Source organism: Rheinheimera tangshanensis, assembly GCF_014645135.1.
Classification (GTDB): domain Bacteria; phylum Pseudomonadota; class Gammaproteobacteria; order Enterobacterales; family Alteromonadaceae; genus Pararheinheimera; species Pararheinheimera tangshanensis.
Genome location: NZ_BMLH01000012.1, coordinates 17354 through 28317, shown reverse-complemented (window position 1 = coordinate 28317; position 10964 = coordinate 17354). Strand labels below are relative to the sequence as shown.

The following is a 10964-nucleotide window of genomic DNA, read 5'->3' as shown; positions in this document are numbered from 1 at the left end:
AAGCAACTGTAAACCGCACCAACGTGGGTGCTCTGCAGCTTGATGCCATAGCTGTTGAGTCTGTAAAAAGACCTGCTGAATAGCCTCATCACCCAAGCGTTGACGTCCCTGATGGACAGCGCTGGGCGCTGTCAACACTCGTTTTCCTGGCAGGGCCAGCTGCATGGTGTTGGCTATCGACCAGACATCCATTTTGCGATAAAGCGCCATGCCAATCAGTAGCATGACTAAAGACTCGAGCGGTAAACGCCGCCGACGAATAGTCGTGACTCCGGCCTGTTCAAGACATTGTCCAAGGAATTCAGGGGGAAGCAATTGAGCTAAAGTGCCGGAGCCAACAACGTGTGGAGCGTGACGATTGGCAAGGGTTAAAGCGGTGACTAACTGCATAGAAAAAGGCCTGCGACATCTCTGTTGCAGGCCTTTATACATCAACCACTGGATCGGTCAACCGATCTGAAAAATGCTTATCTGATCGGCATTAGGAGCACAAGGCTCCTTTTCTCTGATTAAAAACGATTATTTAGGTAAGACAACAGAATCAATCACGTGAATGACGCCATTACTGGTTTCAATATCTGTACTGATCACCTTAGCACCATCGACATAGACCACACCATCTTTCACGGCAATCTTTAATTCCTGGCCTTGTACTGTTTTAGCGGATGTTAACTTCACCACATCAGAGGCCATCACTTTGCCTGCAACCACATGGTATGTCAGTACATTACCAAGTGCTGCTTTATCTTTTAACAACGCCTCCAAATCTGCAGCAGGAACCTTAGCAAATGCAGCATCGTTTGGTGCAAACACGGTAAACGGACCAGCACCTTTTAAGGTATCGACCAGATCTGCAGCTTTAACTGCAGTCACCAGTGTATTGAAACTACCTGCGGCTACAGCGGTATCGACAATATCTGCTTTAGCAGAAGCGTAGGATGCAGCAGAGACAACTAAAGCTGCTGAAAGAACGGTTAAATTCAATAATGAGCGAAATTTCATTCTGATTTCCTTTTAGTTGAACATAAAACCCGCAATAGAAAACGCTGTCCGTCGATAAAGAGATCAGAAGTATATTTGTTTATTTTTTCTGAACCTGGTTAAAAAAACGCCGTATTACGTATGATAACTTCAGTGGATCTTTACTACCTAACAGGCTGTCTCTTGCTAGTGTTTCGCTCTGTTTACGGCTGTGAGCCTAATTAATGTACCGACCAGAATAAAATAAAAGTTGCATATCGAAAATTTACGATATATATTTCGCCACATCGCGATATATGGATATGGATGAAACCATGAGCTCTGCAGAACTCGACGAGATGATCAAAGCCCTGTCCCACCCGGTGCGACGGGACATTTTAAACTGGCTGAAACAACCTGAAGTCTATTTTGCCGATCAGGAGCACCCGCTCAGTATTGGCGTGTGTGCCGGCAAAATCGACCAGAAAACGGGTTTGTCGCAGTCCACCGTATCTGCCCATCTGGCCACTTTGCAACGTGCTGGTTTTATCAGCAGTAAAAAAGTAGGTCAGTGGAGTTTTTTTTCGCGCAATGAAGATGTGATCCAACACTTTCTGGCTCGCTTAACCGATCAACTTTAAGGAATGACAGATGCCAACTTTATTTGATGCTATTACCCTGGGTGATTTAACCCTGAAAAATCGTATTGTGATGGCGCCTTTAACCCGCTGTCGTGCTGATGAAGGCCGCGTGCCTAATGCCATGATGGCGGAGTATTACAGCCAGCGTAGCAGTGCGGGTTTGATTTTATCCGAAGCCACATCGGTGACTCCTATGGGGGTCGGTTATCCGGATACACCAGGTATTTGGTCCCAAGCTCAGGTTGACGGCTGGAAATTGGTGACTGACGCAGTCCACAAAGCAGGTAGCCGTATTTTCCTGCAACTGTGGCATGTTGGCCGCATTTCCGATCCGATTTATTTAAATGGCGAAAAACCTGTAGCCCCAAGTGCAGTGCGTCCGGCGGGCCATGTCAGTCTGGTGCGTCCAATGAAAGACTTTGATGAGCCACGGGCTTTAAGCTTAAGCGAAATCAAAGAGGTCGTTGAAGCCTATCGCCAGGGTGCAATCAATGCGAAAGCCGCAGGTTTTGATGGTGTACATGTGCACGGAGCGAACGGCTATTTACTGGACCAGTTCCTGCAGGACAGCACCAACTTACGGGATGACGAATACGGTGGCTCGCTGGAAAACCGCGCTCGCTTAATGCTGGAAGTCACAGACGCTTGTATTGAAGTCTGGGGTAAAGACAGAGTGGCAGTGCACTTAGCACCTCGTATGGATGCACATGATATGGGTGACTCGAACCGCACTGCTACTTTTGGTTATGTTGCGACTGAACTGGGCAAACGTGGTATTGCTTTTATCTCTACCCGTGAACATCCGGCAGAGGACAGCATTACACCACTGATTAAACAGCTGTTTGGTGGTCCTGTGATTGCCAATGAAAAATTCAGCAAAGCAGAGGCCAACGCCTGGTTAGCAGAAGGCAAAGCAGACGCTATCGCCTTTGGCATTCCTTTTATTGCCAACCCGGATTTACCAAAACGCCTCGAAACAGATGCGCCATTAAACCAGCCACGACCAGAACTGTTTTATGGCAAAGGTCCGGTCGGTTATACCGACTACCCTACTTTGGCTTAACATCCGGCTTTGAAATGAACAAAGGGCCTACTGGCCCTTTGTTTTTACACAGTATCCTTCGGCTCTGGCGAAAAACTGATTTGCACACAAAAGTCGACTGACTGATGTTGTATGTCCAACTGCCAGCCCATACGACTGCAAATACGCTCGACTATGACCAAACCATAACCATAGCCCTGACTATCCCGCTCTTTGCTACTGTGATTACTAACCCTTAATTGGCTCTCATTCAGCTCAACCAGCAGCTCGCCATTGCCATGAATAAAGGCATTTTTTAATAAGTTAATCAGCACCACCCGCACAAAACTTTGTGGCGCCCAAAGCTGTATATTCTGATGAACCTGTATGGTCCAGCTGGCTGTGTCAGAAATCGCAGCACGTTGCGCCAGTGGCAATTGCTCACGCAACACTGTTTCTAAGTCAAGCTGCTGATAATGGTGAGCATCTATTGTCTCTTTGCCCAATAACAAAAAAGTGTCCGTCAATAAAGCAATATCCTGGCAGGCGCGCTCAATTCTGAGCAGAGCTTTCTGACAACGAGGTTCTTCTGCCAGTATAGTTTGCAGTAATTCGGAGGAGCCCTGTAATACCATCAGCGGCGTTCTGATCTCATGAGCAGCAAAACGACTGAACTCCTGTTCTCGCTGAAAAAAAGCCGCTATATGCTTTTTGCTGTCAAACAGCGCCTGCTCTATAGTCCGTAATTCTTCAAAGCGCGCCTCGACGACAAAAGAAGGCTGCTCAGGCGACATCTGTTTGATTTTGCTAACGACATTACGCAGCGGCACCGCCATTTGCCGCACCATATACACACCATAACAAACCGTGAAGAGCATGATGGCGAAACCAAATAACAAGGTAAAAAGGTGCAGCTTGGACTCGTATTCGTCCAAATAATCATCAGCATTGTCTTTAAACACCACGTAAAAGAGGCCCTTGCCTGATGGATGCTGCCGCACCAGAAAATGCTTGTCTTCAGGCCCTAAATGATGCTCGTAGTAGCCAGGAGTTGTGTACTCCCTCAACCAGAGTGGCATAGGCTCTTCACTCCAGTAGCTGTCAAATTCATAGTGATTAGGTAAATCAGCCGCAGTACCCTGTAACTGATAATCTCGTTCAAACATTCGGGCTTCTGCGTCCAGCCAGTGATCCAGGCTGATGACTTCCATCTGATCTTCAGCCACTAAAATCACCAGCCAGAATAACGAAATAAACACCAGACTAAGAATAGAAGTGATGAGCGTCACTCTGCGGAAAAAGCTGCTATTTGCTTTATAAAACAAGCTTATACCCCTGACCATGTAAGGTTTCCAACACAGGCCTTTCCTGCTTCGGACTTAACTGATTGCGAATGGCATAGACATGGCTGCGCAACACATCACTGGCCGGCTCTTCATCGCCCCAAATCTGTTCTGTCAGATACTGACGACTGACCACAGCAGGAGATTTTTGCAGCAGCAGTTTTAGAATTTGCAGCTGAATACGACTAAGTTTCAAAGGTCGGTCCCCTTTAGTCGCAGACAAGCTAGTTAGATCCAGTTTTACATCACCCAACACCAGCGTGGTTAAATCCTGCCGCACGCCTCTTTTACTTAAGGCCTCAAGCCGCAATTGCAGCTCTTTTAAGGCAAAAGGCTTCACCAGATAATCGTCGCCTCCAGCTTCAAAGGCCGCTTCTTTATCTACCAAACCGTCTTTGGCCGTCAGAAATAAGACCGGAGTCTGACACAACAATTCCTGACGGATGTGCTGCACCGTGCTGATGCCATCCAGCTTTGGCATCATAATATCCATCACTATCACATCAAAACTCTGCTGTTTCAGCAGAGCTAAAGCGCTAAGACCATTGTAAGCGCAATCGACCTGAACACCTGATAATTCCAGATAGTCGGTTAAGGTTTCCATCACTTGCTGGTTGTCGTCCACTAACAGTACTTTCATTTATTTTCCACCAAAGACTTCACGATCACTTCACTCAGGCTTACCTACACTTGCCGCCATCAGTCTATGTTGACACACCAAAGAGGTCTATATGAAACACATGAAAAACCTGATGATAGCGGTATCTGTATTAAGTCTGGCGGCTTGCGGCAGTTCGAATGGCAACTCAGATAATACAACAGCAGCGCCAGGCCAAGGCAATGGCACTAATCCGATAATCACGCCTGTCACCACTAAAACCACTATAGGTACGGTTGATAGCGTCAGCAGCAGCGCATTCACAGTGCAAGGGCAAAGCTTTCACTTCAGCTCCAGCACTGTCAGCTACGCCAAACAAAATTTAGCGTCTTCTGTATTAACCAGCGGATCCAAAGTTCGGGTCACAAGCGACAGTTCAGGCCAACACAAGGTAGAACTCAATCCGGATCTGGCAGGTTTTATCAGTGCAGTTCAGGGCGATACGCTGCAAATCAATGGCCAAAGCCTGCAATTGACTAACCATTCATTGACAGCAGGAGACTTTGTACTGGTCAGTTTAAACCCACTGCAAAGCAGCGAAGTCACAGCAGTGACCAAGCTCTCTTCGGCAGATACACCGCTTTATATCGAGCTGGAAGGCCAAATCAGCGAATTGAATGAAAGCACTCAGCGCTTTAGCATATTAGGGCAACAAGTCGATTATTCAGCAGCAATGATTGAAGATGGTGCAGTAGCTTCAGGCCGCTGGGCAGAAGTCTATGGCCAGCTTAGCAATGGTGTTTTAAAAGCCAGCGAAGTTGATTTCGAACAATTCCCTGACACTGCAGAAACTGAAATTTCCGGCGTGATCAGTTGGGTTAACGAAAGCAAAACCAGCTTTGAACTGAACCAGCGCTACAGCTTTAACGTCACCACGGCCACCCGCTTCGAACAAGGTTCTGCCAATGAGCTGCAGCCAGGCCGCTATGTCGAAGTGACATTAAAGCAGCAGAATAACCAAAGTGTGCTGACTGAAGTTGAATTTAACAACCAAAGCATCAGCACTCCAGGCAGTCAAAGAGTAGAAGTTACTGGCACTATGACCTTTGATGGTACTCATCTACAGCTCAATGGTTTTAGTTTTGCAGTGAATAGCCTGACTGAGTTAGAGGATGGCCTCACGTTACAGACATTGGATAGTCAGTACCTGCAAATTGAAGCCGTACAAAGAGCGGATGGCAGTATCACAGTGAAAGAAGTGGAAAAAGCCGGAGTATCAGCACGTATAGAACTGACAGGTTTAGTACAGAACAATAGCATCTGGGGTTATCAGGCCACAGATAACAGCCTGAGCAGCTTTGAGAATCAATGGCTTGAACTGGACTGCAGTTTTGATGGCGTGCGTTTATCCGCCTGTGTACTGGATGATTAAGGCTGGATAACGAATCATCATGCTTCTTAGTGACTCGAATAACTAACTGACTCTGTGTGGCAACGTGGAGTACTACAGAACCTACTTCACGTTCACTTCACGCATGCAGTGTTTTAATGGCGCTAAAGCTGCAAAGCGCAGCATTCAGCCTTGCTTATTCAGCTTTATTTGATTGGAGATTTACCATGAAACCATTATTTATTTTTGCTGTTTTAACACTAGCATCGTTTCAGTTGCATGCTCAGTACAAAGGGCCACAAGCCGCAGTTCAGCAACAAATTAAAGCGATTCTGGATAACCCAAAAGACAACCAGGGCGTACGCCTGACAGGTTATCTCACTGAAAAACTCAGCCACGAGAAATACTGGTTTTCTGATGGCACCCATCAAATTCGAGTCGAGATTGAGCCTGAAGATTTCCCGGCTGGTGAGTTTGATGAAAACGATTTGATTGAAATTCACGGTGAAGTAGAAAAAGATTTTCTGGAATCCCCTGAGATCGATGTGGAATATATAACGATAAAAAAGATTAACTGAATAAGGAAATAGTACTGTGGCTAGAATTCCAGCGCTGCTGAAATGGTCGTTAACCTCTGTATTAATCAGCCTTCACTGCTCAGTGCCACTGCATGCCAGCAGCACTGAAAATACAGCGAATCTGCTTCGTATCGCTCTGCCCGTCAGCGGTTGGGCTATGACCCGTTATTATGCAGATCAGGACGGAGAGACGCAGTTTTACAAAAGTTTCGCTGCGACTGTTCTGAGCAGCTATGCATTAAAAAATACCATACATAAAAGCCGACCTGACGGTTCAGACAACGACGCTTTTCCATCCGGGCACAGTGCCATGGCATTTCAGGGAGCAACTTTTATTCAGCGCAGATATGGCAATGAGCTGGGGATACCCGCATACGTTTTAGCGGCATGGACAGCGCAAAGCAGGGTCAATTCGGACAAACATGATTATTCCGATATACTGGCCGGGGCTTTGATTGGCTTTGCCAGCAGCTATTATTTTACCGAGAATTCAGACCTGCACGTCATGCCGTTCGTCAGTCAGCAAGGCACAGGTTTGGCGTTAAATTATCGCTGGTAACACTGAAACTCCTCTGCCATGCAGTGGAGTAGTCGCTAAAAACAATACCCTTAAGTGTCCTGTCAACTTGGATTTATGCTTCTATATCAATGATCAGTATTGATGTGGCGCCTAGAGGGTAATGTTTATAACAACTAACATCTTCAGTGAGGCAACCTGAACTAGCAAAAGAATAATAGCTACTTTAGTTAACTCATTGCTGCAACATCAGACTTCTCAGGTCAGTCTTTGTATTGCTCTGTAGTACAACCTATCTATGTTGCTACTCTACTTCGCCAAAACCTCACCAACATAAACGCACATAGCGACAAAACAAGTAGCGGAAATAGAATCACCAGTACCAGTAAACTTAGCTTTAAACCCAATGGTAAGCGGTCAGTGCTCTGTAAAGGTGGTAACCAGCGCCCTGGTTTTCTGCGTCGCCACCATAAGGTTAAACCTGCAATCAGAGCCGCCAGCACCAACAAGCAAAACAGTAGATTCAACCACTGATTCCACATCCCATATTGCCGGCCTAAATGAGTCATAGTGCCCCACTCCACCACTTTGGCTAAGGCCGAATAACGCTGCCAGCCAATATCATCCAATAATTCACCGCTGACTGGGTCTATATAAAGTGTCTGCTGACCTTGGGCTTTATCAGGCACATAGTTGATTTTAAATACATCTTTATCAGTTGCCGGATAAAAAATCCGTACACCTGAGCCATAAGTATCCAGTGCCAGCCTCGCCAGATAAGGTTCAGCTTTGCTGATATCCGCGATCTGAGGCTGATGCTGCATAGTGCTTACAGGTGCAGGATGATGTTCTGTTACCCAGGACTCTTTTCCGCCTGTCACATGCACTTCAGATGCTTGCATTTTGTGCTCGTGATGTGGATCAGCCGCTCTGGTTTTGACACTGTCAGGTAAATGGAAATTAGGCGATGGTGTCACCCAATGCCACTTAGGGCTCAAATCCAGGCCTAATTGCGCAAACTGCTTGCCCCAAAAGGTTGACCAGGGCATACCACTGATGACCAGAAAAGCCAAAGCTAAAGAGCTTACTAAAGCCAACACAGCATGCCAGTCGCGCCAGTGCACCCGACCATCGCTGCGTTTTCTCGGCACTAACACACCGGCCAGACGCCAGTGCTTCGGCCACCATAGCCAGGCTCCGGTCAAAAGTAAAAACAAAGTCCAGCAGGAAAACCATTCAATGACATAACCACCAACAGGGCCTGCGAGCAGTTCACCATGCAAACGCCGCACTATCGCCATAGGCTGAGTTGCAGGGTCAATATCAGCTCTTATCTGTAAACGATAAGGGTCCAGATAAATTAAATGCGCCGCATCAGATGCTGTCAGTTGCCAGCGCACTGCGTGAGCAGATTGTTGTGGTAACACCACCCTGTTGATGGTCCAGTCCGGATACTGCTGGCGTAAAAAATCCTGCTGCTGCGCTAAGGTAGCGGCTGTGCCTTCAGGTGTCAGTTCCAGCGCGTCTTGTTGCCACCATTGGTCAAATTCACGATCAAACAGATAGGCACTGCCTGTGAGCAACAACACCAGCAGCACTGGCGCTATCATCAAGGCAGACCAGCCATGCCAGAAAAACACGGCGCGCATGGCACCAGCAGCGCTTTTATCCACAGTTGAAGTATTTAATTCAGTCATCTGTTACCACTGCCATATCAGTTGCAAACTAGCTTGCTGAGGCTCGCCCGGATACACCACAAATCCATTACCTGAGGCTGTGTAATACAGCTCGTCCAGCAGGTTATTGACTGCCAGTTGAGCGGACCAGTTACTTTGCTGATAACGCAACCCGGTGCCAATCAGGCGGTATGCATCCAGTTGCCAGGCAGAGCCTGTAATTAAAGGCCGGCTACTGCTGTAATTCGCCCGCACAAAAGCCGACCAGTCATTGTCATATTGCCAGTTAGCGCTGAAGTTCAACCTATGACGCGCCAAATCACCCAGTGTATTGCCACGATCGCCATCATTACTTTCAATGATTTCGCCATCCATATAAGCGTAACCGGCTTGTAATTGCAGCGCAGAACTGAGTTGCCAACTCCCTTCCAACTCCACACCGTCGACACGCTGTTCGCCACTGTTCACACTAAAATCTGAGTCCACAGGATCTGTCGTCAGCGCATTTAAGCGTTCAATCCGAAATAGCGCCAGGCTTCCATGGAACTCATCCGCACTGTAACGAATACCCAACTCTGTTTGAGCGGACTCTTCAGGCTCCAGCGCATCCCCTGTTCTGCTGCGTGCAGCTGCGCTGCTTTCAACGTCAAAACCTGTATTGTGACCAGTAAATAGTGTCAGTTGATCGTTAAGCTGCCAAGTCAGGCCCAGTTGCCAGATAGTGGACGACACCGGCACCTCATCAGCTGCGCTGCCCCAGGCACCACTACCCGCTTTACTGTCGGTGTAACGCACAGCTCCTATTAATTGCAGCTCTGGGGTTAACTTGATTTGATCCTGCAGGTACCAGGCATCAGAATCCAGGTTGTAAAAATTATCAAAAGCAAAATCCAGTACTGGCTCTTGGGTATCGTATTGATACTGCGGGTTATGAATATCGACAGGATTTAAAGTACCAGCCCGGATATTGGACTGGGTAAAACGGCCCCGTTCACGGCCTGCTTCATAACCTAACAGTACTTTATGCTCCAGAGCACCTGTCATCACTCGACCATTTAAATCTAGCTGCGCTATCTGGTAGTCATCATTTTCGCGGCCCTGACGGCCGGTACGGCTGATCAATTCTGGCTGAGCTGTGACTGGGGCACGTAAATTCACCTGACCAAACACCGTATTAAATTCCTGATACTGCAGACGGGGCGTTAAAGTCCAGTCGGTATTGAGTTGGATATCCAGCCAGTATTGATATAAAGGTGCAAAGGAGCGCAGGCTGGTAAAACCCGGCTCACCCAATTGGGTGCTGATATCAAGCACCTCTTCATCCTGCTCAGACAAGACTACAGACACAGGCAAACCAACATAACGGTCGGTTTCGCGTTTGATATATTCAGCGACAAAATGACCTGTAGCCAGATCTCCTACCTTATGCTGCAGCATCAGACTAATATTATTTCTGTCCATCGGCTGGCGGTCGACAAAAGTGTCTGAGCGCTCCAGCTCGCCTGTTAAGCGTAATGACACAGAATCAGACAACACCTTGCTGATATCCCCATTGGCAACTTTTTGATTATCAGTACTGAACCTCAAGCCTGCACTGCCGCTGTTATCTGCGCCCGGCGCTTTAGTGACCAGATTAATCACCCCACCCACAGCCGACTGACCATAAAGCACACCAGACGGGCCTTTTAATACTTCCATCCGTTCTATGCTGTTCAGAGCAGAGGCATCCACATCTTCAAAATAACGCTGGCGCATCCCGTTACGCATCTGGTCGGCCCCAAAACCGCGGATTTTCAGACTAAAAGACTGATAAGGCCCAACTCTGGAATACCCCGGATTCGCACTTGGGATATCGCGCAATAAATCCCCAACAGACACCAGCCCCTGCCCCCGCATCTGATCTACATCCAAAAGCTGAATACTCTGCGGCAGCTCCTTCAATAAAATGCCCGATTTACTGCCAAAAGTGTCTCTCTGGCGCTGACCATAGACAGATAAGCGTTCCAGACTGCCTTCAGCTGCGGTATCAGTTTTGTTTTGCTCGTCAGCTAGAGCGGAAAAAGACAGCACAAAAAAAGCCTGCAGACAGGCAAGACTAAGCAAAGTTCGACGAGGGAAATAAAAGGATTGCATCAAATAGCGCCTTAAAATCAGAAAGTCATCCAGGCATTATTTTTACACAGCAGTGTTACATCAGCCGATGCGGCATATTGTCGCAGTGGAGCTTATTGAGGGAACTT

At 47.4% G+C, this 10964-nt stretch carries 11 protein-coding genes; 5 read left to right on the top strand and 6 right to left on the bottom strand.

The genetic code is table 11. The features are described from left to right. Together IEW88_RS17290 and IEW88_RS17285 are read right to left on the bottom strand one after the other, a co-directional pair. On the bottom strand, positions 1-390 hold a 390-nt coding region (locus IEW88_RS17290; protein ID WP_188713517.1), incomplete at its 3' end, for a transposase domain-containing protein. Positions 391-519: 129 nt separating this feature from the next. After that, the gene (locus IEW88_RS17285; RefSeq protein ID WP_147905512.1) at positions 520-1002 is read right to left on the bottom strand and encodes a fasciclin domain-containing protein; all 483 of its coding nucleotides are present in this window, start codon (positions 1000-1002) and stop codon (positions 520-522) included. A 293-nt stretch (positions 1003-1295) separates the two neighbouring features. On the opposite strand from IEW88_RS17285, the gene IEW88_RS17280 reads away from it, so the two are divergent. Further along, positions 1296-1601, top strand: a complete 306-nt coding sequence (locus IEW88_RS17280; protein WP_147905511.1) for an ArsR/SmtB family transcription factor — start codon at positions 1296-1298, stop codon at positions 1599-1601. Positions 1602-1611: 10 nt separating this feature from the next. Next, complete coding sequence (locus tag IEW88_RS17275; RefSeq protein WP_053425125.1) at positions 1612-2664, top strand: alkene reductase; 1053 nt, start codon at positions 1612-1614, stop codon at positions 2662-2664. Between the two features lie 44 nt (positions 2665-2708). Here IEW88_RS17275 and IEW88_RS17270 read toward each other — a convergent pair whose 3' ends face one another. Both IEW88_RS17270 and IEW88_RS17265 read right to left on the bottom strand, forming a co-directional pair. After that, the gene (locus IEW88_RS17270; protein ID WP_185148664.1) at positions 2709-3947 is read right to left on the bottom strand and encodes a sensor histidine kinase; all 1239 of its coding nucleotides are present in this window, start codon (positions 3945-3947) and stop codon (positions 2709-2711) included. Further along, positions 3937-4605 carry a response regulator transcription factor gene (locus tag IEW88_RS17265; RefSeq protein ID WP_147905509.1) on the bottom strand — a complete coding sequence of 223 codons (669 nt, stop codon included), beginning with the start codon at positions 4603-4605 and terminating at the stop codon, positions 3937-3939. The genes IEW88_RS17270 and IEW88_RS17265 overlap by 11 nt, the downstream gene beginning before the upstream one ends. 91 nt (positions 4606-4696) lie before the next feature. Here IEW88_RS17265 and IEW88_RS17260 point away from each other — a divergent pair, with 91 nt between their 5' ends. From IEW88_RS17260 to IEW88_RS17250, 3 genes are all read left to right on the top strand, one after another. Then, positions 4697-5995 carry a DUF5666 domain-containing protein gene (locus IEW88_RS17260; RefSeq protein WP_147905508.1) on the top strand — a complete coding sequence of 433 codons (1299 nt, stop codon included), beginning with the start codon at positions 4697-4699 and terminating at the stop codon, positions 5993-5995. Between the two features lie 185 nt (positions 5996-6180). Then, positions 6181-6531 (top strand): NirD/YgiW/YdeI family stress tolerance protein, encoded by a 351-nt coding sequence (locus IEW88_RS17255; RefSeq protein ID WP_147905507.1) that lies wholly within the window; start codon positions 6181-6183, stop codon positions 6529-6531. Between the two features lie 16 nt (positions 6532-6547). After that, positions 6548-7090, top strand: a complete 543-nt coding sequence (locus IEW88_RS17250; RefSeq protein WP_147905506.1) for a phosphatase PAP2 family protein — start codon at positions 6548-6550, stop codon at positions 7088-7090. A gap of 254 nt (positions 7091-7344) precedes the next feature. Here IEW88_RS17250 and IEW88_RS17245 read toward each other — a convergent pair whose 3' ends face one another. Together IEW88_RS17245 and IEW88_RS17240 are read right to left on the bottom strand one after the other, a co-directional pair. After that, the gene (locus IEW88_RS17245; protein WP_147905505.1) at positions 7345-8745 is read right to left on the bottom strand and encodes a PepSY-associated TM helix domain-containing protein; all 1401 of its coding nucleotides are present in this window, start codon (positions 8743-8745) and stop codon (positions 7345-7347) included. A gap of 3 nt (positions 8746-8748) precedes the next feature. Continuing rightward, positions 8749-10857 (bottom strand): TonB-dependent receptor, encoded by a 2109-nt coding sequence (locus tag IEW88_RS17240; protein WP_147905504.1) that lies wholly within the window; start codon positions 10855-10857, stop codon positions 8749-8751. Positions 10858-10964: the final 107 nt, after the last annotated feature.

Excerpts from the sequence above, each read along its gene's own strand:
- IEW88_RS17285 (WP_147905512.1), bottom strand. The coding sequence starts at position 1,002 with ATGAAATTTCGCTCATTATTGAATTTAACCGTTCTTTCAGCAGCTTTA.
- IEW88_RS17280 (WP_147905511.1), top strand. The coding sequence starts at position 1,296 with ATGAGCTCTGCAGAACTCGACGAGATGATCAAAGCCCTGTCCCACCCG.
- IEW88_RS17275 (WP_053425125.1), top strand. The coding sequence starts at position 1,612 with ATGCCAACTTTATTTGATGCTATTACCCTGGGTGATTTAACCCTGAAA.
- IEW88_RS17265 (WP_147905509.1), bottom strand. The coding sequence starts at position 4,605 with ATGAAAGTACTGTTAGTGGACGACAACCAGCAAGTGATGGAAACCTTA.
- IEW88_RS17260 (WP_147905508.1), top strand. The coding sequence starts at position 4,697 with ATGAAACACATGAAAAACCTGATGATAGCGGTATCTGTATTAAGTCTG.
- IEW88_RS17255 (WP_147905507.1), top strand. The coding sequence starts at position 6,181 with ATGAAACCATTATTTATTTTTGCTGTTTTAACACTAGCATCGTTTCAG.
- IEW88_RS17245 (WP_147905505.1), bottom strand. The coding sequence starts at position 8,745 with ATGACTGAATTAAATACTTCAACTGTGGATAAAAGCGCTGCTGGTGCC.
- IEW88_RS17240 (WP_147905504.1), bottom strand. The coding sequence starts at position 10,857 with ATGCAATCCTTTTATTTCCCTCGTCGAACTTTGCTTAGTCTTGCCTGT.